The organism is Halomonas rhizosphaerae (assembly GCF_030012485.1).
Lineage (GTDB): Bacteria > Pseudomonadota > Gammaproteobacteria > Pseudomonadales > Halomonadaceae > Halomonas > Halomonas rhizosphaerae.
Map to the genome: position 1 here is coordinate 177,940 of NZ_JASCQQ010000026.1, position 20,306 is coordinate 198,245.

The following is a 20,306-nucleotide window of genomic DNA, read 5'->3' on the forward strand; positions in this document are numbered from 1 at the left end:
CGGGAGGGGCGTGCAGGCACACCGCGGCCTTGCGAGGCCCCCCGACCGATATGCCACCCTGAGGGAAGTGTCCTGTCGGCCCGACGACAGGCTATCTTCAAGGTTCCATGAACCCGAAAACGGAAAGGAGCGCCCCATGAGCAACAGGGAAGCCTACGAACAGAAGCTGCGCGCCAAGCTCGATGAGCTGCAGGCCGAGGTGGACAAGCTGAAGGCCCGGATCAGGGGGGCCGAGGCCGATGCGCGTATCGATCGGGAGGAAGAGATCGACCGGCTCGAGGCGAAACGTGAAGAGATGCGCAAGAAGCTCGAGGAACTGCGCCACTCCAGCGACGACGCCTGGGACGACATCAAGGCCGGAGCGGAGCGTGCCTGGGGATCGCTGAGCGACGCCATCGAGAGGGCGCGTTCCCGCTTCAAGTGAACGAGCACGCACCCCGATGCACACGCCCCCTCCCCGTGCCACCCGGGGCGATGCGTTCGGCGCGGCCAGGCTGACGGTCCTGGGCGGCCGCGACGTCCTCTTCGTGATGGCGGCCGAGGCCGAATACGGCCCGCACCTCCAGGCGCGTTTCGCCCCCTTCATGACCGGCGTCGGCCCCGTCGAGGCGGCCGTCGAGCTCACCGCCGCCCTGGCGGCCCTCGCCCGGCACCAGCGCCTGCCGCACCTCGTGGTGTCGCTGGGATCGGCCGGCAGCCGGGTTCTCGAACAGACCGAGGTCTACCAGGCGACCTCTGTCACCTACCGCGACATGGACGCCTCCCCGCTGGGTTTCGCCAGGGGCGCCACGCCCTTTCTCGACCTGCCGGCGACCGTCCCGTTGCCCCTGCGCATTCCCGGCATTCGGGAGGCTTCGCTCTCGACCGGCGCCAATGTCGTCTCGGGTTCGGCCTATGACGCCATCGCCGCCGACATGGTGGACATGGAGAGCTATGCCTGCCTGCGCGCCTGCATGCGCTTCGAAATGCCGCTCGTGGTCCTGCGCGGCATCTCGGACGGCAGGACGGAACTGCGCCACATCGACGACTGGACGGAGACTCTCCATGTCATCGACGAGAAGCTGGCCACTGCCGTCGACCGCCTCGGCGAGGCCATCGCCGCAGGCCATGTGACGCCCTGAGGCGCCGGGTCGTGGCAGGCCGGTGGCCAGCGCGCGGCGCGACGGCTTGCGGTGGCCTTGCCCAGCCTCGGTGAAGGTGCCATCGTCATCCCTCCCTTCCCTGCCTGACGACAAGGAGCGAGCACCGTGTACATCGCCATGAACCGTTTCCGGGTCAATCCCGAGAGAACACAAGAGTTCGAGCAGATCTGGCTGGAGCGGGACACGCACCTGCAGGGCCTGCCCGGCTTCGTCGAGTTCCACATGCTGCGCGGCCCCGAGAAGGAGGACCACGTGCTCTACGCCTCCCACACCGTCTGGCGCTCCCGCGAGGATTTCGAGGCCTGGACGCACTCCGAGGCCTTCCGCAAGGCGCACGCCAATGCCGGCCAGAGCAAGCGCGAGGGGCTCTACCTGGGCCCGCCGAGTTTCGAGGGCTTCGAGGTCATCCAGACAATCAGCGAGGCGGACAACGCCTGAACCCACCGAGGCCTCCATGAGAAAGATCCTGCTCGTCGACAACGGCTCCCTGCGCCCCCAGGCCACCCTCAACCTGCGCCGCCTGGCCCGGGCCCTGAGCCGGACCACCGGCCACGAGGTCGAAGCCGCCTCCCTGCTGCACTCTTACAAGATCCCCGCGGAGGCGCTGGAGGGTCGCAAGGCGGTCTCGCTGGGGCCGCTCGCCGAGCAGCTGGCGGCAGAGGGCGCGACCGAGCTGGTGATCCTGCCCTTCTTCTTCGGCCCCAGCCAGGCGCTGACCCGCTACCTCCCGGAGCGGCTGGCCGAGGTGCAGGCCCAGTACCCAAAGCTCGACATCAAGGTGGCGCTGCCGCTGGTCGACACCCTGGCGCCGCTGGACCTGCGCCTGGCACAGCTGCTGGCCGACAACGTGCGCGAGCAGATGGATAGCCTCTCGCCGCCGAAGGTGGTGCTGGTCGATCACGGCAGCCCGATTCCCGAGGTCACGGCGGTGCGCAACTACCTGGCCGGCCAGCTCAGCGTGTTGTTGAGCGAGGAGGCCAGCTGCGTCACCTTCGCCTCCATGGAGCGCCGCGAGGGCGAGGCCTACCGCTTCAACGAGCCGCTGCTGGTCGATCTGCTGGCCTCACCGGCCATGGCCGACAGCGAGGTGATACTCGCCATGCTGTTCCTCTCCCCGGGGCGTCATGCCGGCGAAGGCGGCGACATCGCGGAGATCTGCGAGCAGGCGATGGCGCACTCGCCCGGCCTGCGCGTCACCACCACGCGCCTGGCGGGTGAGCATGATGCCATCCTCGAGGTGCTCACGACCCGTCTGTCCGAGGGCCTGGTCGGCTCGCCGCTGCTGCTCTCGCTGCCGGCGAGCGAGTGAGCCCGCCGCGAGGCCGGGCCGCCATCCACACATTCTGTTACAGAACATCATGAACTCCTCATAGCTGGCGGCATCACAGGGCAGGCACGACCGCTCAAGCAAGCCACATAGAGGTATTCATGCAAAAGCTCACCGCCCTGTTCTCCGCCGCCCTGCTTTCCGCCGGCCTGTTGGCCACCTCGGCCGCGCACGCCCAGGAAGGGTCCGCCGCCACCGGCCAGCAGGACCCGTCAGCTGCCACCACGGCACCCCAGGCCAGCGCTGACGACTTCTCCGACGAGGATATCCAGCAGTTCTCCGTTGCCGCCGAGGAGGTCTCCAGCATTTCCCAGGAATACGGCCAGAAGTTCCAGCAGGCCGAGGGTGAGCAGGCCCAGCAGGAGATCCAGATGGAAGCCAACGAGAAGATGGTCGAGGCCGTAGAGGACAGCGGCATGGATGTGGATACCTTCAACGCCATCGGTCAGGCGGCCCAGCAGGACCCCGAACTGATGAAGAAGATCCAGGAACAGTCCTGATCCCCCCGAGCACGTTTCCGCCGACTCCCATCGGCTACTATCAGCAGGCCTCCCTAGCGGGAGGCCTTTCTGTTCGGGACCGAACATCACGCGGAGAGCAAGCCGATGCGACCCGGTGCCACCTCCCCCCTGCACCCTGACGGCACATGGCCCATCGGGCACCCGGCAACCACGCAATCCGCGTGAGTGCCTCGCCTCCAACGCGGGGCTGGCTGCCTTGCAAGCCGTGGGGCGTTCAACGATGATCCTGTCACTGCCGGCAACTCCCTTGTCCCCGGGCGACTCATCGAGGCTCCATGCTACTACTGGCTGCATTCGCCATCCTTTCCATCGGCGTATCCTTCATCTGCTCGCTGCTCGAGGCGGCGCTGCTCTCCATGACGCCGAGCTATGTCGCCCAGTTGCGCGACTCGAGACCGGAGCTCCACGAAAAGCTCACCCGCCTGAAGCAGAACATTGACCAGCCCCTTGCCGCTATCCTGACCCTGAACACCATTGCCCATACCGTCGGGGCCACAGGGGTCGGGGCCCAGGTGACGGTGGTCTTCGGCGAGGCCTGGCTCGGCATCGCCTCGGCGGTGATGACCCTGCTGATCCTCTTCCTGTCGGAGATCATTCCCAAGACCATCGGGGCGACCTACTGGCGACCCCTCTCCTCAATGATGGCCACAACGCTCGACGGCATGATCTGGATACTGAAGCCCTTCCTCTGGATGTCCGAACAGATCACCAAGCGCATCGGCAAGGGCGCCCACGACACGGACATGCGCGGCGAGATCAAGGCCCTGGCACAGATCGGCCTCGAGGAGAAGGCGCTGGAGGCCGATGAGACACGGGTCATCATCAACATCCTCAACCTGCACGACATCCAGGTGAAGAGCGTGATGACGCCGCGGACCGTGGCGTTGACCGTGAAGCCGCAGATGACGGTAGACGAGTTCGACGTTGCCCTGGGGCGCTCGCCCTTCACCCGCTTTCCCGTGATGGACGGCGGTGAGCAGGCGCTGGGTTATGTCCACAAGGCCGACACCTACCATGCGGAGGGGGACGCGAACCTCAAGTCGCTGATGCATCCCGTCAAGTCGGTGACGGCCGAGGATAACGTCGAACAGGTCTTCACGATGATGGTCCTGGACCGACAGCACCTCTGCGTGGTGTATGACGACCTCGGCACCTGGGTCGGGCTCATCACCCTGGAAGACGTGATCGAGACCATCCTGGGCCAGGAGATCGTCGACGAGACCGACAACGTGGACAACCTTCGCAAGTATGCCCGGCAACGCTGGACCAAGACGCTCAAGAAGGAGCGAGCCTGAGGCTCATCGGCGCTCGCCCCGGGCTCGAGCGGGCGCCTGCCCGGGATGCGCGACGAGCTGACGTTCTCCCGGCAGCGCTTATCGTGACCCTTGACGGGGCACCTGGTCACGAAGTGCCCCACTGCCATTGCTGTGAGAATTCGCCATGTCACGACTCCCCCCCCTGATCGCACTCTCCTATTTCGAGGTCGCCGCGCGCACCAGGAGTTTCGCCGCGGCCGCCAAGGAGCTCAATGTCACGCCGGCGGCGATCAGTCACCAGATCAAGTCGCTCGAGGAGTATCTCGGCGTCGATCTGTTCGTCCGCCACCACCGACGAGTCAGCCTGACCCCGGCCGCGCGCGTGGCCCTGCCGGAGCTGCATGAGGGGTTTGATACCCTGGGTCGTGCGGTGGACAAGATCCGCGCCTATGGCGAAGAGCGCCTGATCGTCACCGTGTGCGCCGAACCCCTGTTCGCCACCAAATGGATCGTGCCACGCCTGCACCGTTTCTATGCCCGTTGCCCGGACGCCGAAGTGCGGCTGCAGGCGAGCCTGCATTCGGTGGATCGCCTCCGTGACAGCGACTTCGGCCTGGCCGATCTCAAGCGCGCGGGCATCGACGTTTCCGTGCGACTCGGCTACGGCAACTACGCGGACCTGGCGCCCCAGCGGCTGATGAGCCTGGATCTGGTGCCCATCTGTACACCGGACCTGGCCGCCACCGTGGAGGATGTCGACGCACTGCGCGGACTGCCGTTGCTGTGTGACAGCACCCTCACCCGCCTCAACGAGCCCTACGGTTGGAGAGCGTGGTTCAGGCAGCAGGGACGTGACATCGGAACGCTACGGGAGCTGCGATTCGGCAACGGGCTACTGGCACTGGAGGCGGCCATCGCCGGCCAGGGCGTGCTGCTCGGCAGCCGGGAGCTCCACCAGGCGGAGCTGAGTGCCGGAAAGTTGGCGGTGCTGGCCGATTCTCCCCTGAACTGTGACCAGGCGTACTACCTGGTCAGTGCGGGCGAAGGCCTGGAGCGACCGATCGCCGGGCAGTTTCGTGAATGGCTGCTGGATGAAGCCAATATGCCCTCACCCGGTCTAGCCGGTGACGCCGCGCAGGTCTAGGGCAGGGTAGTCGGGCGCGATGAACAGCCGCCCCACGATCCCTTCTGCGTTGGCCGCACGACGGATGCCCGGCCGCTCGGCCAGCGCCTCCAGCAAGCCAGCAAGCCTCGGCAAGCGCTCCCAGGGAAGCGCACGGCAGGGGTCATCGACGGGGTAGAGCTGCATCCAGCGCACCAGACAGGCCAGGTAAGGATCGAGCACGCTGGGCCCTTCCTCGAGCAGCCAGGGCCCCCGGCCATGTTCGGCGAGCGACTCCAGTTGCATGAGATGCGCCACCATGCGTGGCCGAAGTGCATCGCGCAGCCGCTGGGCATCCTCCGCCCGAGGCGCATAGCGTGGCGTATAGAAGCAGAGTCGAAGCTCGGTGTGGACAGTGTTGGAGAGAAAGAACAGCCAGGCCAGCAGGCGGCCGCGGCCTGCCGGTTCTGCAAAGCGTGCGCCGTGGCAGCGCTCGGCAAGGTGCAAGAGGATGGCACCGGTCTCGAAGAGCGCCGTTCCATGGCGCGCATCCACCAGTACCGGCAACAGGCCCTGGGGGTTGAGCCGACGGAAGGCCGGGGCATCCAGTCCACCCGCGGCCCGGTCGACCCGCTCCTCTCGATAGGGAATGCCTTCGCTCTCGAGCACCATGCGCACGACCAGGTTGGCGCTGTCGGGCGAACCGTAGAGACGGTAGTCAGGCAGCGTCCCGGTGTCGGTATCGAGGTCCATCACGCTAGAGCTGCACGGCTTCCGGGGATTCGGGGTTGAGCGCTTTCGGGTCATCGCGCCCCGGGTACCAGGGCACGCGGCCCTCGAGCACCCCCGTCGTCTCGATGATCTCCGCCACGCTGTGCTCCTGGCGGTAGGCCATGATGTGCGCGCCGCTGACGCCCGGAATCTCGCGGATCTCGTGAAGCAGGTCCATGCACAGCCGCTTGCCCTCCTCCTTCTGGTTCTCGGCCCCCTCGAGCCGAGCGATCACCGCGTCGGGGATATGCACCCCGGGGACATTCTCGCGGATCCAGCGGGCGCTTCGTGCCGAGGCCAGGGGCCCGATCCCGGGCAGGATGAAGACGCGGTCGGGACCTTCCAGCAGACCGAGGTCGTTCACCTTGAGCATGAAGTCGCGCAACCGCTCGATATCGAAGCAGTACTGGGTCTGAATGAACTGGGCACCGGCCGCCACCTTCTTGGCCAGGCGAAGGGGTCGCCAGTCCAGCGGCGGCACGAAGGGGTTCTCGGCCGCACCGAGAAAGATCCGCGGGGGCGTCTCGATGCGTCGCCCGCTCTCGAAGCGCTGCTCGTCGCGCATGTTGCGGGCGACCTGCAGCAGCGAGATGGAGTCGAGGTCGAAGACCGGTTTGGCCTGGGGATGGTCGCCGGCCTGCACACCGTCACCGGTCAGACACAGCAGGTTGCAGGCGCCCATGGCCGCGCCACCGAGGATCTCGCCCTGCATGGCGATGCGGTTACGATCACGGCACGAGATCTGCAGGATGGTGGCATAGCCGACCCGAGTCAGCAGCGAGCAGACGCTGACGCTGGACATATGGCAGTTGGCGCCGGAGCCATCCGTGGCGTTGATGGCATCGACATAGCCATCGAAGATGGCCGCCCGCTTGAGCACCTCTGCCGGGTCGGCAGAGTCCGGCGGGTCGATCTCGCTGGTGATGGCGAACTTGCCCGCCCGCAGCACCCGCTCCAGCCGCCCGGGGGAGACATGGCCGGGCAGGATCGGCAAAGAGTAGCCCGGAACGGGCTCGTCATCGAACTTCATCTTGTTGTCTCTCTGTTGGCGGTTGAAGACGAGGTATCGTCCAGCTGGCGTGCCACGCGAAGCCAGGACGAGCTTCCCGTGAGGCGATGGTCGACCGGCAACTGGACGGCGTGGATGAGATCGCCCTGCTTCATCTGACGGCTTCCTTCCCAGGCATCGACCCAGACACACACCATCTCGGGCTTCACCTCGCAATGCCCATCGGCACGCACTCCGCCACAGGGGCCGTTGCGCAGTGTCTTGGGGCAGTTCATGGGACAGGACATGCCGGTGGCAGAGAGAATGCACTGACCGCACATCTGGCAGTCGAAAAGCGCCCCCTTGGTGGCCTGTTCCACCCTCCTGACCGGCGCCTCGACACGCTCGTGACCGAGTCGCCGCCACACTGGAGCGAGCTTGAACAACACCGGCTCGAAACGCCGGTAGATCATCTCGAAGAGTCTGGAATGGCGAACCACCCAGCGACGCACCCTGTGCATGATAGTTTCCTTCTTTCGTCGAGGGGCAGTGGCCTCGTTCCGCCAGCGCCACTGCTTCACCGCCTCGGCCTCGATCAACTCAGGCGGACAGGCTGGTCTCAAGCTGCTTGCGCAACTGGAACTTCTGGATCTTACCCGTGGGGGTGGTCGGCAAGGGTCCGAAGATCACCTTCTTGGGCGCCTTGAAGCGGCTGATATTCTCCCTGCAGAAGCGGATCAAGGCGTCTTCGCTCAGCTCGCTACCGGGCCGCAACTGGACGAAGGCCGCGGGGACTTCGCCCCACTTGGCATCCGCCATCGCCACGACCGCCGCAAGCTCGACCTCTTCATGCCGCTGGATGATCTCCTCGACCTCCATCGAGGAGATGTTTTCCCCGCCCGAGATGATCACGTCCTTCAGTCGGTCGCGAATCTTGATGTAGCCATCCGATTCCACCACACCCAGGTCACCGGAGTGAAACCAGCCGCCGGCAAAGGCTTCACTGGTCGCGGCCTCGTTGCGCAGATACCCCTTCATGACGATGTTGCCCCGGAACATGATCTCGCCCACCGTCTCACCGTCGGCAGGGACGGGCTCCATCGTGGCCGGGTCGAGTACCGCGATGCCCTCCTGCAGGGGATAGGTGACCCCCTGGCGTCCATTGAGCCTGATCCGCTCCTCCAGGGGGCGTTGGTCCCAGCCATCCTGCTTGGCACACACCGAGGCGGGGCCGTAGGTCTCGGTCAGCCCGTAGACGTGGGTGAGCTCGACGCCGAGCGTCTCCATCCGTTCCAGCACGGACGCCGGCGGGGCCGCACCGGCGATCAGCCCCGACACCTTGTGGTCGATCGGATCCTGCCCGGCACCGGCAGCACCGGCAGCATCGGCGATCATCGAGTGGACGATGGGCGCACCGCAGTAGTGGCTGACCCGATGCTGCCTGATCAGGCGCAGGATTTCCTCCGGGTCGACCCGGCGCAGGCAGACGCTGGTCCCGCCGATCGCCGCCAGCGTCCACGGGAAGCACCAACCGTTGCAGTGAAACATCGGCAGGGTCCACAGGTAGACCACGCCGGAGGGCAGGGTCCAGGACAGCACGTTGCTGACCGCATTCAGGTAGGCGCCCCGATGGTGGGTGACCACCCCCTTGGGGTTGCCGGTGGTGCCGGACGTGTACCCCAGCGCAATCGCATCCCACTCGTCGACCGGCAGCTGCCAGTCGTCCAGCGCCGGCTGCTCGGCCAGCAGCGCCTCGTACTCCAGGTCGCCGATCAGGCGCTCCTCTCCCTGGCTCGGGTCAGAGACGTTGATCACCGTGGGCTCCGGCCCTTCCAGCCGGGCCAGGGCCTTCTCGACCACGTCCACGTACTCGGGGTCCACCAGCAGCAGGCGCGAGCGGCTATGCGAGAGGATAAAGGCCACCGCCTCCGGATCCAGGCGAATGTTGATCGCATTCAATACCGCGCCCAACATGGGAACCCCGAAGTGGGCTTCGTACATGGCCGGAACATTAGGCAACATGACGGCCACCGTATCGCCCCTTTCGATGCCGAAATGCTTCAACATGGAGGCCAGTCGACAACAGCGGGCATAGGTCTGCTGCCAGCTGTAACGCGTCTCGTTGTAGATCAGCGCCGTCCTGTCAGGATAAACGGCGGCAGCCCGCTTGATGAAGCTCAAGGGTGACAATGGCACATGATTCGCCGCCGTCTTCTCGAGAGCCTCATTGAAATGGCAAATATCACTCATGGTCTTACCCCTGTTCTTGTAAGGGAGGGTTCAGCACCCCGGGCTTTCCACCGTCATTTCGATTCTCTGGCGCTAGTGGCCGGGCTGCTGCCAGACGGGCTTACGCTTGGCGAGAAAGGCATCGATCCCCTCGCCTGCGTCAGGGCTCAACATGTTCTCGGCCATCACATCGCCGGCAAAGTCGTAGGCGTCCTCCAGGGCCATCTGACGCTGGGGGTGGAACATGGACTTTCCAAAGCGCACCGCCGCAGGGCTCTTGCTCAGGATCTGGGCCACCTTGTCGGCCACGGCAGCGTCCAGATCGGCATCATCGGTGACGCCACTCACGAGCCCCCACTCCAAGGCCGTATCCGCATCGATGAAGTGGCCGGATACCAGCATGTCGAACGCCCGCTTGGGGGGTATGTTGCGTGACAGCGCCACGGCGGGGGTCGAACAGAACAGGCCCACGTTGATGCCCGATACCGCGAAGCTGGCCGAACGGGCGGCGATGGCCAGGTCGCAGCTGGCCACCAACTGGCACCCCGCCGCCGTGGCCATGCCCTGGACGTTGGCGATGACCGGCACCGGCAGCGCGACGATACTCTGCATCACGCGGCTGCAGCGACGAAACAGCGCCTGGTAATAGGCTTGATCAGGATTGGCACGCATTTCCCGGAGGTCGTGACCCGCACAGAACCCCCGCCCCTTGGCTCCGATCACCACACAGCGAACGGCAGGGTCGACGGCAATTGCGTCCAGTTCCTGCTGCAACGCGGTCAGCATCGCCTCGGAAAGGGTGTTGAACTTTTCCGGCCGATTCAACGTGAGATAGACAGCGCCGTCCTTATCCTCTCTAAGCAGAATACTTTCCGATGATTGGCTGTGATTCATGAATGACTCCCGCCAGGAATGGCTGATTAAACATCATTGATCGTCACCTCGGCGGTGATCGAGTTGCGGATGAAACAGTTCTTGTGGGCGTTGGCATGGATCCTGGATATCGCCTTCTGGTCAGGCACCTTGTCGCCGCCGAAGGTAATTCGGGGCGACAGCTCGATACGCGTGATCTCCATGCCTTTCCTGTCATTGCTCTCCAGGTGGCCGACGGGATCGTCATCATAGGATTCGACCCGATACCCCTGAAAATCGGCGATCGCCAGGAAGAACAGCATATGACAGCTGGACACCGCGCTGACCAGCATCTGCTCCGGGTCGGCGCAGCTTGAGTCCCCCTTGAATTCCACCGACGCGGAAACGTTGACCTGCTGGCCACTATCAAATGTCACAAGATGGTTGCGCGAGTAAGTATCGGCATCGATTTCGTGAGGGTTTCGCTGCCAACGGATGGCGGACTGGTGGACTGACATGGGTAGGCTTCCTTTCTGCGAATCACCGAATCGTATGTGATCCGGGAAGCGCCCGGAAAGCGAGGATTTCTAAGCAGTTGGGTTAGCCTGGCTAACGTGAGGCCTTGCAACCTCCAGAGGGAGGCCTTGTATGCACCACCATCCCCTGCCATGAGCGGACCCGGACCGCCAGCCCGCCAACCCGCCAACCCGCCAACCCGCCAACCCGCCAACCCGCCAACCATGGATTAGAATAAATAACCCAAATACTTAGAATCTATCGCTTTACCGCTTGAAAGGCCCCGGATAGCCTGCCTTGGGCTGACGACATTTAAACCATCTCACTAAACGCAGCAAACGCTTTTTACTATCGTCCCGGCAGCCTTCAATCATTGGGCCAGGGGGTGCAGCCAATGGCGACACCCCTCAACCACCCAGGTACACCTTGAACAATACAACACCTTTTACAATGAGGCGCCGCATGAGCGAACCTGTCATGAAGACCATGAATGTTGAATACGCGATCATCGGTGCCGGGACCGCCGGGCTGGGCGCCTACTCGAAGATCAGCCGCCAGACCGACAGCCTGGTGATGATCCAGGACGGTCCCTACGGCACCACCTGTGCACGGGTCGGCTGCATGCCCAGCAAGCTGATGATCACCGCTGCCGATTACGCGCACCACCTGGACAACAGCGAGTTTTTCGGGGTGACAGCGACGGGTCGCGTGGATGGCCGCAAGGTCTTCGAACGGTTGCGCCGAGAGCGAGATAATCGCTTTGTCGCCAACAATCTCCGCTACGTCGACAAGATTCCGGCCCATTACAAGCTTGAGGGGCGCGCCCGCTTTATCGGACCGGGCCGCCTCAGGGTGGGGGAATCGGTTGAGGTCAACGCGAAGAAGGTCATCCTCGCCTGCGGCTCCAGGCCTGCGATCGGCGAGGTGTTCGAGCCCGTCATGGCCCGCGTCCTCACCAGCGATACGATCTTCGAGCTGGAGGACCTGCCCCGCTCGATCGCCGTGATCGGTACGGGAGTGATTGCGCTGGAGCTGGGGCAGGCACTCCATCGACTGGGCGTCGAGACGACAATTTTCGGCCGCTCCGGGAGGATCAACGCCCTCACCCATCCGGCCATGCAGCAGCAAGCGCTCGACCTCCTCGGCGCCGAACTGGATATCTACCCCGTGGGCCGGGTGGTAAGCACCCGGGAGGACGCTGAAGGCGCCTGGATCGAGTATGAGCAATCGAATGGACAGCGGCTCACCAGGGTGTTCGACAGGGTACTCGTTGCCACGGGGAGGACCCCCAACGTGGACCGGTTGGGTATGGAGCATACGGGCGTGGAAGTCACCGACTCAGGCGCAGTGACCTTCGATCCGCAGACGATGCGCTGCTCCGACCTTCCTATCTTTATCGCCGGCGATGTGACCGACCACCTGCCATTGTGGCACGAAGCCTTCGACGAGGGGCGTATCGCCGCCGATAATGCATTGAGCTATCCGAATCCGGTGCCTGCACAGCGCAGACCACCGTTGATGGTGGCCTTCACCGATCCCCAGATCGCCACCATCGGCCAGAGCTTCCGGCAACTTGAAGGCCAGGAGATCGTCATTGGCGACCTGCCGTTTACCAGTCCTCGCCATGTGGTCTGGAACAAGGTCCAGGGGCGCATCCAAGTCTATCTGGACGCGAAAACCAGCGTCATACTGGGCGCCGAGTTGCTCGGGTACAAGGCCGAACACCTGGCACACCTGCTTGCCCTGGCCATCACGCACGGCATGACGGCCGAGCAGGTCCTGTCGATGCCGGTCTACCATCCCAGCGCCGAAGAGCTGTTACGGGACGTCTTGATCGACGCCCGGGACAAGTGCAGGCGCTACGAAGCCGAAAGCATGAGCCATTGACCCGACTCGTTCATCATGGCGCGGAATACGCAGCGTCTCCATCAGTCCATGTGTCGACCGTCACGAGGCCAATTCCATCGCAACGATCTAAACTGTGCACTCAGGCCAGATCCACATGAAACGACGACGGCCCCTCCTTCGGGAATCACGCTAGAGGCTGGGAACACATGAGGAAAATTACCATTGATGCTGCGGACATGCGTATTCTGTCCGCAGTGCAGCAGCACGGGCAGCTCAGCAAGACAAGGCTGTCAGAGCTGGTCAACCTTTCTCCGACGCCCTGCTGGATTCGTTTCAACCGATTGAAGGAAGCTGGCCTGATACGTGGCTATCATGCGGACATCTCGCTGGACAGGATCGTGGATGTCTCGAAAGTCATCGTGACCGTTTCGCTGAAGGGGCATCAAAAATCGGCTTTCGAACGCTTCGAGGCCTATATCCGCCAGGTGGACGAGATCGTCGAATGCATCGCCACGGGTGGCGGCATGGATTATGTCTTGAAAGTCGTCGCGCCCAGCCTTTCCGCCTTTCAGAACGTAATGGACGAGCTTCTTTCGGCGGAGCTGGGGGTCGAACGCTACATGACCTACATCGCAACCAGAGACATAAAGTCGACTCACCCCAAACTTGCCTGCTTGATGGCTGACTCAGGAAACTGAACCGGAAGCGCAACATATCGGCGACAGGCTCCGATATCCGTTCGGCAGCACTCCCCTACGGGGACCGACTCTGGCAGATCGCCGCTACCGAGATCCGAGCGCTCATCGAGACGCTGTGTGATCGACCTCGGACATGGCCGGGTATCGGTCACCGGCCCATGTATGGCTTGGGGAGTACTCAGGTGCCCGGATACCCACAGGCCCGCCGTCATGGGGTGACGGCGGGCTTTTCCGCGTCATCCACGTCGGGCTCCTCCAGTGGCTCGCCCTCCTCGTTCTGGATCTGGTGATCGTACGCCGCCTGGAGACCGGTGTCCTCCTCGTCCTCCTCGGCCTGGGCGATGTGGCCCGGGTAGAAGGGCGACAGGATCGCCACCAGGATGCCGAGCGCGGCGAACATGGCAAAGGCATCGGCGTAGCCGAAGGCATCCACCAGTCCACCGACGACAGGCGAGCCGGACGCCTGCCCCAGCGATACCGCCATGAAGGGCAGTACCGGCCCCATCGACAGCCGGCCCGGCAACAGGCGGATGCCGGTCATGAGATAGAGCCCCGTCAGACTCATGTAGGCCAGGCCGAAGACCAGTGCAGAAAAGACGGTCAGCAATGACTGACCGGGGCTGGCGGCCAGCAGTGCCAGGCTCGCGGCCAGCATCATCAGCATCAGTGCCTGCGTGATGGGTGGGTTGTTGCGATCGGCCAGGTCGGCCACCGCGGCCCCGCCGAGGCCGGCGATGCCCACCGAGAGCCATAGCCATCCGGTGGCGCCGGACGGCAGGCCGCCGAGGGTGACCACCAGGTCAGGCGCGAAGATCCAGTACGCGGAGGAGATGAAGCCCATCAGGAAGGCAAACAGCGAGAGCCTGACAAGGCGCGACCAGGGCAGTTCACTGATAGGGGGCGGCGGCGCGGCGTTCCCCGGCATGATCCGCGACACCGAGGGCAGGAAGAGCCACGCGGCAATGACGCCGATGCCTGCCAGGATGGCGAAGGAGAGGTACGCCAGGCGCCAGGCGCCGGCCAGGAACAGCACTGTCGGTACGGCAACGATCACGCCGATGCTGGTGCCTGCGTTCATGACCGAGCTGACGCGCCCGTGCATCGAGCGTTTCACCACCGCCTGCATGGCGGCCGTGAGCGCGGGCATCATCAGGCCGGTGCAGATGCCGCATGCGAACACCCCCACGCCCAGCATCAGCGCGTCGGGGGCCAGGCCGCCGACGCCGAACGCCCCGGAGAGCACCGCCGTGTTGCGGGCCCCGAGATGATCGGTGGTGAACGGCGCGATCGCCGTGGCCAGCAGGAAACTGATGAGCGGCAGCGCGCCGATGATGCCGATCACATACGGCGTGAGTTCCAGCTCATCCCGGATAGGGGGCACGAATAGCCCGAAGGCGAAGCGTGCGAGCCCGTAACTGATCGCGACCAGCGCGGCGCCAAAGATCGCAAACCCTGTGCTCGATAGCGTCTTCATGGTGCCTCCACGCGACAATCATCGACGATTCCGGCCCATGCAGTTGCCAGACGCTCCCCCTGCCGCGGGATGCCTCCCCGTTGATGCGCGATATCACGCTTTCTCTTGATCACCATGCATCCCTCACATCCTCGATTCATGGAATGACTGCCCGACCCTGGAACAGCAGGCAAGGGCAAGAGGGCCAGCGCCGTCCCCTCCCGGTTCTGCGACGAAAATGAAACAGAGCCCGGGATACCGCCAGTTGCCCCAGCCCCAACGGTATCAGACTCCCCCCTGCTTTGACTTCGGGATGAGCCAACGACGGGTCGCCCGATTGCTGGAGCAGTGAGTCAATCCCACGCCAGCGGCGTAGGGGCCTGGTATGGATAAACCGGACCAAATGGACTGCGCTGCGTAAAAAACTGGTCTGTTCAGTTCTGATTCGCCGTGATTTTAGGCCGCTTCACACCGCCATGTGAGCCTATAGTGAGCTGTGCCGAATCAGCCAGTTCGCGCGGTCTCTTGAACTTAACATCACGAAAGGTAATTACAATGACAAATCTTACTTCAGCCAACATAGAAAAAGAAGATGACTTTGGGTTCGGGACTCAGATCCGGAAATCCCCCTACTTTGACGCAACGGTCCGCTGGGGAGCAAAGGGCTTTTCAGTATACAACCATATGTATATTCCGCGTGACTTCGGGGATCCGGAACAGAACTTCTGGAACCTCGTGAATGAGGCAATCCTTTGCGATGTTGCCGGCGAGCGGCAGGTGGAGATCACCGGCCCGGATGCGGCGAAATTCGTGCAGAGCCTAACCCCGCGTGATCTGTCGGAAATGGCTGTTGGACAGTGCAAGTATATCCTCATCACCAATGCGGACGGTGGCATTCTGAACGACCCGATCCTGCTACGGCTGGCAGAGAATCACTTCTGGATCTCGCTGGCTGACAGCGACATCCTGTTGTGGGCGCAAGGTATTGCGGTTCATGCCGGGATGGATGTCAGCATCGGCGAACCCGATGTCTCCCCTCTGCAATTACAAGGCCCGAACTCGGGCGAGGTGATGAAGCAGCTCTTTGGCGAGGGCATCATGGACCTGCGCTACTACTGGTTGCGCGAGATCGAGCTTGATGGCATTCCACTGATTGTCTCGCGCACCGGCTGGTCGAGCGAACTGGGCTATGAGCTTTATCTGCGTGATGGCACGCGGGGGGATGAACTCTGGGAAAAGATCATGGCTGCAGGTGCGCCCTTTGGGTTGAAGCCTGGTCATACCTCTACGATTCGCCGCATCGAAGGTGGAATGCTTTCCTATCACGCTGATGCGGACATCAACACCAATCCTTACGAGCTTGGGATGGACCGTCTGGTGAACCCGGACATGGAAGCAGAGTTTATCGGCAAGGCCGCGTTGCAGCGCATCCGTAAAAATGGCGTGAGTCGCAAGCAGGTCGGGCTGCGTATTGATATGGCGCCCCTCAAGAGACCCAACACCAGGTTCTGGCCCCTCAGCAAGGATGGCGAGACCGTCGGGAAGGTGACCTCTGCGGTCTATTCCCCGCGCCTCGAGCAGAACATTGCTCTGGCCATGGTGGCCACTGAACATGCCGCGATTGGCACTGAACTGCAAATTCCAACCGCATCCGGCCCCGTGAAGGCGGTTGTGGTCGAAAAGCCCTTCTTCGACCCCAAAAAGAAAATCGCCATATCGGCTTGAATAACAGCCTGGTGGTTGACCTACAAAGCACCTGCATCCGTGAGCGCCATGGAACCTTACAATATCAGCCTCTTGACCAGGAAAGTATTTATCTGGAAAGACAAGAAGTTTTTTGTTGATTTCAAGGGGCGAAGAAGGTGTCTCACGGATCCAGGGATCAATGATCAGCTCCACAGTGGCGTTGCCGTGAAAGGAGAGACATATGTATTCCATTCGTCTTTGGGCCGTGCGGCACGCAAGATTCCTTGAGGGCGTATACCGAATATTCGAACCGGTGATCGTCAAGTTGCAGCCGCTTTGGAGTTCGGTAGGCTACCAGCGCGCAGAAAAGCCGGTGAGCATGCTGGAGAAGCTCAGCAAGGGATTGCTTTTCGACTGCAAGATGTGTGGTCAGTGCATCCTCAGTTCTACCGGAATGGCATGTCCCATGAACTGCCCTAAATCCTTGCGCAACGGTCCTTGTGGTGGGGTACGCGCCAACGGCCACTGTGAGGTCAAGCCGGAGATGCGATGTGTCTGGGTCGAAGCCTGGGATGGAAGTCAGAAGATGAAAGGCGGCGACAAGATCCAGGTGGTGCAACTGCCAGTGGATCACAATCAGAAGGACAGTTCCTCCTGGCTGCGTGTCGCACGTAATGCCTCGAAGCTGACCGAAGGCCATAACGAGGCTTCAAGGTGACTTCTAACGATGTGGACCTTGGTCGCAATAGTGAACAACCCGCCAGGCAATCCATCCTGATGCCTGAATAAACAACATCAACGACATCAATCTGCTGTCAGCGAATCAACCAACTAACATCAAATATAAAGGTTATCTGCCATGAGACAAGTCACGGACTACTCCAACCAATACATCCTCACTGTCAGCTGCAAGACTGCGCCAGGAATCGTTGCCGGGATTGCATCTTATATCACAGAGCGCGGCGGCTATATCGCAGAGCTATCTCAATTCGATGACAAGATCAGCGGTCAGTTCTTCTTGCGGACGTTATTCAATATCATCCCGGACTCCCGACATACCTTTGAAGACATCCGCATTGGATTTAATGCCCTGGCAGACAAGCATGGCATAAAGTGGGCGATGCATGAGGTCAGCCACCCGACCAAGGTCATGATCATGGTATCCAAGTTTGACCACTGTCTGGTCGATCTTCTTTACCGTTATCACAAGGGCGAATTGAATATCGATATTACGGCGGTAGTATCCAACCATCTGGATCTTCAACCGCTAGTTGAACGTGAAGGCTTTCGCTTTGTTCACCTGCCAGTGACACCAGACACCAAGCTGGAAAAGGAAGCCGAGCTGCTCAGTATTATCAACGAGACAGGAACCGAGCTGGTGGTACTGGCGCGGTACATGCAAGTCTTGTCCGATAGCCTCTGTAAGCAGCTGCACGGCCGGGCCATCAATATCCATCACTCCTTCCTGCCCGGCTTCAAGGGTGCCAAGCCTTATCATCAGGCATTTGAGCGTGGCGTCAAGCTGATTGGTGCCACTGCGCACTACGTGACCGCTGACCTGGATGAAGGCCCGATTATCGAACAGTCCGTGCTACCCGTCAATCATGCCTACTACCCGGAAGAACTTGTTGCCCTTGGCCGAGATACCGAAACCAAGGCACTGGCAAGCGCCGTTAAACTTCATACAGAGAACCGCGTGTTTCTTTCGGGCAACAAGACCGTTATTTTCAAATAGACGCAGGGGGCATGATGGCTCAATTAATAGACGGAAAACAGCTTTCGGATCAGGTCTTGCAAGAAGTCGCTTCTGAAGTCGAGCTGCTCAAGGGTAAGTATGACATAGTGCCGACGCTGGCTGTCGTGTTGGTGGGGGAGGATCCCGCTAGCCAGGTGTATGTGAGAAACAAGGTGAAGCGGGCGACCGAGGCGGGGATGGGCTCTATTGAACACCGCCTTGATGCCGAAACCTCCCAGAACACCCTGAATGCGCTGATCGATCATCTAAACAATGATCCTGAGGTGCACGGCATTCTGGTGCAGCTTCCACTTCCATCACACCTCAATGAGGATGAGGTGATAGCGTCCATCCATCCGGCCAAGGATGTTGATGGCTTCCACCCACTAAACGTCGGGGCACTTGCTTCCGGGCGGCCATCGCTAGTGCCGTGCACGCCACAAGGTTGCATGATCATGCTGCGCCAGGTCCATCCGGACCTTAGTGGCAAGAATGTCGTGGTGGTGGGGCGCTCCAATATCGTGGGAAAGCCGATGGCTGCACTACTTTTACAGGCAAACTGCACTGTCACTATTGCGCATTCACGAACGAGGAACATCGAATCACTGTGCCGCAATGCCGATATTGTGGTAGCCGCGGTCGGCCGGGCGGAGTTCATCAACGCTGACTGGATCAAGCCCGGTGCAACGGTCATTGATGTCGGTATCAACGCCATTGATGTCAATGGCAAGAGAAAGCTCGTGGGTGATGTGGATTTCGAATCGGTTGCCCGCGTGGCGGGTGCAATTACGCCGGTACCCGGTGGCGTGGGTCCAATGACGATCGGCTGCCTGCTGTTGAATACGACACGTGCCGCAAGGCGTCAGCTGGCCTGACCTTTATATCTCCCCCACACACGCCAGAAATGTCCGGCATCGCCTTACAGGCGACGCGACAATAACAACAGAGGACCTCACATGAACCACAACGACGATCCCACCATGGCCCCGGGCCATGACAACACCCAGGTGCTGGGCCTGGATTTCCACAACCCCGTATTTCCCCTCTCCGCCCTGGCCATCCTGGCCTTCATCCTCTATGCCCTGGTCTACCCCGATGCCGCCAACGCCCAGTTGACGGCCGCACGGGGCTGGTCCATCGAGCACTTCGACTGGCTGTTCATGATCGTCGGCAACCTCTTCGTGCTGCTCTGCCTGGTGCTGATCGTGCTGCCCCTGGGGCGCATCCGGCTGGGCGGCCAGGACGCCCGGCCGGAGCATTCGCTGGTCTCCTGGTTCAGCATGCTGTTTGCCGCCGGCATGGGCATCGGCCTGATGTTCTGGAGCGTGGCCGAGCCGGTAGCCAACTACACCGACTGGTACGGCACGCCGCTGAACGCCGCCGCCGGCACCCCGGAAGGGGCTCGTGCCGCCATGGGCGCCACCATGTTCCACTGGGGACTGCATCCCTGGGCCATCTACGGTGTGGTGGGCCTCTCCCTGGCCTTCTTCGCCTACAACCGTGGGCTACCGCTGAGCCTGCGCTCCGCCTTCACCCCGCTGCTGGGTAACCGGGTACGTGGCTGGGCCGGCCACCTGATCGACATCACCGCGGTACTGGCGACCATCTTCGGCCTGGCCACCTCCCTGGGCTTCGGGGCCTCCCAGGCCGCCGGCGGCCTCAACTACCTGTTCGACGTCCCCAACACCCTCGGCACCCAGCTGGCGATCATCGTCGGCGTCACGGTGGTGGCGCTGTTCTCGGTATGGCGGGGCATCGACGGGGGCGTGAAGCTGTTCTCCAACATCAACATGGTGATCGCCTTCGCCCTGCTGGCCTTCGTGGTGATCACCGGCTCCACCCTGCTGTTCCTCAACGGCCTGTGGGACACCACCCTGGCCTACGCCAGCCATGTCGTGCCGCTCTCCAACTGGATCGGCCGAGACGACACCACCTGGTACCACGGCTGGACGGTGTTCTACTGGGCCTGGTGGATCTCCTGGTCGCCCTTCGTCGGCATGTTCATCGCCCGGGTCTCGCGCGGGCGCACGGTCCGCGAGTTCCTGACCGCCGTGCTGCTGGTACCGACCGTGGTCACCATCGTCTGGATGAGCGCCTTCGGCGGCACCGCCCTGGCCCAGTCCGCGGCCGGCGTCGGCGAGCTGGCCCATGGCATCAGCGACGTCTCCCTGGCGATGTTCCA

At 62.4% G+C, this 20,306-nt stretch carries 21 protein-coding genes; 14 read left to right on the forward strand and 7 right to left on the reverse strand.

Features of this window, described 5'->3' with window-relative positions; translation table 11 throughout:
* The first annotated feature begins 136 nt into the window (after positions 1-136).
* The 7 genes from QLQ86_RS11240 to QLQ86_RS11270 all read left to right on the forward strand — a co-directional run bounded on the left by QLQ86_RS11240 (position 137) and on the right by QLQ86_RS11270 (position 5,390).
* The gene (locus QLQ86_RS11240) at positions 137-424 is read left to right on the forward strand and encodes a sll1863 family stress response protein (protein ID WP_282816996.1); all 288 of its coding nucleotides are present in this window, start codon (positions 137-139) and stop codon (positions 422-424) included.
* A gap of 16 nt (positions 425-440) precedes the next feature.
* Entirely contained in the window at positions 441-1,121 is a 681-nt protein-coding gene (locus tag QLQ86_RS11245) for a 5'-methylthioadenosine/S-adenosylhomocysteine nucleosidase (protein WP_282816997.1), read from the forward strand.
* A 126-nt stretch (positions 1,122-1,247) separates the two neighbouring features.
* Positions 1,248-1,580 carry an antibiotic biosynthesis monooxygenase family protein gene (locus tag QLQ86_RS11250; RefSeq protein ID WP_282816998.1) on the forward strand — a complete coding sequence of 111 codons (333 nt, stop codon included), beginning with the start codon at positions 1,248-1,250 and terminating at the stop codon, positions 1,578-1,580.
* Positions 1,581-1,596: 16 nt separating this feature from the next.
* Positions 1,597-2,451 carry a sirohydrochlorin chelatase gene (locus QLQ86_RS11255; protein WP_282816999.1) on the forward strand — a complete coding sequence of 285 codons (855 nt, stop codon included), beginning with the start codon at positions 1,597-1,599 and terminating at the stop codon, positions 2,449-2,451.
* A gap of 119 nt (positions 2,452-2,570) precedes the next feature.
* Entirely contained in the window at positions 2,571-2,969 is a 399-nt protein-coding gene (locus tag QLQ86_RS11260) for a DUF4168 domain-containing protein (protein ID WP_282817000.1), read from the forward strand.
* 296 nt (positions 2,970-3,265) lie between these two features.
* Positions 3,266-4,285, forward strand: coding sequence for a CNNM domain-containing protein (locus tag QLQ86_RS11265; RefSeq protein ID WP_282817001.1), 1,020 nt, complete (start codon positions 3,266-3,268; stop codon positions 4,283-4,285).
* Positions 4,286-4,430: 145 nt separating this feature from the next.
* The gene (locus QLQ86_RS11270) at positions 4,431-5,390 is read left to right on the forward strand and encodes a LysR family transcriptional regulator (protein WP_282817002.1); all 960 of its coding nucleotides are present in this window, start codon (positions 4,431-4,433) and stop codon (positions 5,388-5,390) included.
* Here the strand turns inward: QLQ86_RS11270 and QLQ86_RS11275 are convergent.
* From QLQ86_RS11275 to QLQ86_RS11300, 6 genes are all read right to left on the reverse strand, one after another.
* Complete coding sequence (locus QLQ86_RS11275; RefSeq protein WP_282817013.1) at positions 5,364-6,101, reverse strand: glutathione S-transferase family protein; 738 nt, start codon at positions 6,099-6,101, stop codon at positions 5,364-5,366. The genes QLQ86_RS11270 and QLQ86_RS11275 overlap by 27 nt on opposite strands.
* Before the next feature lie 4 nt (positions 6,102-6,105).
* Complete coding sequence (locus QLQ86_RS11280; RefSeq protein WP_282736721.1) at positions 6,106-7,149, reverse strand: methylenetetrahydrofolate reductase; 1,044 nt, start codon at positions 7,147-7,149, stop codon at positions 6,106-6,108.
* On the reverse strand, positions 7,146-7,628 hold the full coding sequence (locus QLQ86_RS11285; RefSeq protein WP_282817003.1) for a methylenetetrahydrofolate reductase C-terminal domain-containing protein: 483 nt from the start codon (positions 7,626-7,628) through the stop codon (positions 7,146-7,148). Before QLQ86_RS11285 ends, QLQ86_RS11280 begins: the two co-directional genes overlap by 4 nt.
* 79 nt (positions 7,629-7,707) lie before the next feature.
* A complete protein-coding gene (locus QLQ86_RS11290; RefSeq protein WP_282817004.1) occupies positions 7,708-9,357 on the reverse strand; it encodes an acyl-CoA synthetase in 1,650 nt (549 codons plus the stop codon).
* A 72-nt stretch (positions 9,358-9,429) separates the two neighbouring features.
* Complete coding sequence (locus tag QLQ86_RS11295) at positions 9,430-10,230, reverse strand: enoyl-CoA hydratase (RefSeq protein ID WP_282817005.1); 801 nt, start codon at positions 10,228-10,230, stop codon at positions 9,430-9,432.
* A 26-nt stretch (positions 10,231-10,256) separates the two neighbouring features.
* Positions 10,257-10,706, reverse strand: coding sequence for an OsmC family protein (locus tag QLQ86_RS11300; RefSeq protein WP_282736717.1), 450 nt, complete (start codon positions 10,704-10,706; stop codon positions 10,257-10,259).
* Between the two features lie 460 nt (positions 10,707-11,166).
* Here QLQ86_RS11300 and QLQ86_RS11305 point away from each other — a divergent pair, with 460 nt between their 5' ends.
* Both QLQ86_RS11305 and QLQ86_RS11310 read left to right on the forward strand, forming a co-directional pair.
* Positions 11,167-12,591, forward strand: a complete 1,425-nt coding sequence (locus tag QLQ86_RS11305) for a dihydrolipoyl dehydrogenase (protein ID WP_282817006.1) — start codon at positions 11,167-11,169, stop codon at positions 12,589-12,591.
* Positions 12,592-12,758: 167 nt separating this feature from the next.
* On the forward strand, positions 12,759-13,250 hold the full coding sequence (locus tag QLQ86_RS11310) for an Lrp/AsnC family transcriptional regulator (protein WP_282817007.1): 492 nt from the start codon (positions 12,759-12,761) through the stop codon (positions 13,248-13,250).
* Between the two features lie 208 nt (positions 13,251-13,458).
* On the opposite strand, the gene QLQ86_RS11315 is transcribed toward QLQ86_RS11310, so the two are convergent.
* Positions 13,459-14,724: an MFS transporter gene (locus tag QLQ86_RS11315; RefSeq protein ID WP_282817008.1), complete on the reverse strand. Its 1,266-nt coding sequence runs from the start codon at positions 14,722-14,724 to the stop codon at positions 13,459-13,461.
* A 534-nt stretch (positions 14,725-15,258) separates the two neighbouring features.
* On the opposite strand from QLQ86_RS11315, the gene QLQ86_RS11320 reads away from it, so the two are divergent.
* From QLQ86_RS11320 to QLQ86_RS11340, 5 genes are all read left to right on the forward strand, one after another.
* Positions 15,259-16,428: a glycine cleavage T C-terminal barrel domain-containing protein gene (locus tag QLQ86_RS11320; RefSeq protein WP_282817009.1), complete on the forward strand. Its 1,170-nt coding sequence runs from the start codon at positions 15,259-15,261 to the stop codon at positions 16,426-16,428.
* 202 nt (positions 16,429-16,630) lie between these two features.
* The gene (locus QLQ86_RS11325) at positions 16,631-17,107 is read left to right on the forward strand and encodes a methylenetetrahydrofolate reductase C-terminal domain-containing protein (RefSeq protein ID WP_282817010.1); all 477 of its coding nucleotides are present in this window, start codon (positions 16,631-16,633) and stop codon (positions 17,105-17,107) included.
* 141 nt (positions 17,108-17,248) lie between these two features.
* The gene (gene purU / locus QLQ86_RS11330; protein WP_282817011.1) at positions 17,249-18,124 is read left to right on the forward strand and encodes a formyltetrahydrofolate deformylase; all 876 of its coding nucleotides are present in this window, start codon (positions 17,249-17,251) and stop codon (positions 18,122-18,124) included.
* Between the two features lie 14 nt (positions 18,125-18,138).
* Positions 18,139-18,999: a bifunctional methylenetetrahydrofolate dehydrogenase/methenyltetrahydrofolate cyclohydrolase FolD gene (gene folD, locus QLQ86_RS11335; RefSeq protein ID WP_282736710.1), complete on the forward strand. Its 861-nt coding sequence runs from the start codon at positions 18,139-18,141 to the stop codon at positions 18,997-18,999.
* Between the two features lie 81 nt (positions 19,000-19,080).
* Positions 19,081-20,306: BCCT family transporter (locus QLQ86_RS11340; RefSeq protein ID WP_282817012.1), on the forward strand; the 1,226-nt coding region annotated here is incomplete at its 3' end.

What these genes read in the sequence shown, in the direction of transcription:
- QLQ86_RS11280 (WP_282736721.1), bottom strand. Translation starts at nt 7,149, where the DNA reads ATGAAGTTCGATGACGAGCCCGTTCCGGGCTACTCTTTGCCGATCCTG.
- QLQ86_RS11245 (WP_282816997.1), top strand. Translation starts at nt 441, where the DNA reads ATGCACACGCCCCCTCCCCGTGCCACCCGGGGCGATGCGTTCGGCGCG.
- QLQ86_RS11320 (WP_282817009.1), top strand. Translation starts at nt 15,259, where the DNA reads ATGACAAATCTTACTTCAGCCAACATAGAAAAAGAAGATGACTTTGGG.
- QLQ86_RS11300 (WP_282736717.1), bottom strand. Translation starts at nt 10,706, where the DNA reads ATGTCAGTCCACCAGTCCGCCATCCGTTGGCAGCGAAACCCTCACGAA.
- QLQ86_RS11285 (WP_282817003.1), bottom strand. Translation starts at nt 7,628, where the DNA reads ATGCACAGGGTGCGTCGCTGGGTGGTTCGCCATTCCAGACTCTTCGAG.
- QLQ86_RS11260 (WP_282817000.1), top strand. Translation starts at nt 2,571, where the DNA reads ATGCAAAAGCTCACCGCCCTGTTCTCCGCCGCCCTGCTTTCCGCCGGC.
- QLQ86_RS11240 (WP_282816996.1), top strand. Translation starts at nt 137, where the DNA reads ATGAGCAACAGGGAAGCCTACGAACAGAAGCTGCGCGCCAAGCTCGAT.
- QLQ86_RS11310 (WP_282817007.1), top strand. Translation starts at nt 12,759, where the DNA reads ATGAGGAAAATTACCATTGATGCTGCGGACATGCGTATTCTGTCCGCA.
- QLQ86_RS11270 (WP_282817002.1), top strand. Translation starts at nt 4,431, where the DNA reads ATGTCACGACTCCCCCCCCTGATCGCACTCTCCTATTTCGAGGTCGCC.
- QLQ86_RS11315 (WP_282817008.1), bottom strand. Translation starts at nt 14,724, where the DNA reads ATGAAGACGCTATCGAGCACAGGGTTTGCGATCTTTGGCGCCGCGCTG.
- QLQ86_RS11305 (WP_282817006.1), top strand. Translation starts at nt 11,167, where the DNA reads ATGAGCGAACCTGTCATGAAGACCATGAATGTTGAATACGCGATCATC.
- QLQ86_RS11265 (WP_282817001.1), top strand. Translation starts at nt 3,266, where the DNA reads ATGCTACTACTGGCTGCATTCGCCATCCTTTCCATCGGCGTATCCTTC.
- QLQ86_RS11255 (WP_282816999.1), top strand. Translation starts at nt 1,597, where the DNA reads ATGAGAAAGATCCTGCTCGTCGACAACGGCTCCCTGCGCCCCCAGGCC.
- QLQ86_RS11275 (WP_282817013.1), bottom strand. Translation starts at nt 6,101, where the DNA reads ATGGACCTCGATACCGACACCGGGACGCTGCCTGACTACCGTCTCTAC.
- purU (WP_282817011.1), top strand. Translation starts at nt 17,249, where the DNA reads ATGAGACAAGTCACGGACTACTCCAACCAATACATCCTCACTGTCAGC.
- QLQ86_RS11325 (WP_282817010.1), top strand. Translation starts at nt 16,631, where the DNA reads ATGTATTCCATTCGTCTTTGGGCCGTGCGGCACGCAAGATTCCTTGAG.
- folD (WP_282736710.1), top strand. Translation starts at nt 18,139, where the DNA reads ATGGCTCAATTAATAGACGGAAAACAGCTTTCGGATCAGGTCTTGCAA.
- QLQ86_RS11290 (WP_282817004.1), bottom strand. Translation starts at nt 9,357, where the DNA reads ATGAGTGATATTTGCCATTTCAATGAGGCTCTCGAGAAGACGGCGGCG.
- QLQ86_RS11295 (WP_282817005.1), bottom strand. Translation starts at nt 10,230, where the DNA reads ATGAATCACAGCCAATCATCGGAAAGTATTCTGCTTAGAGAGGATAAG.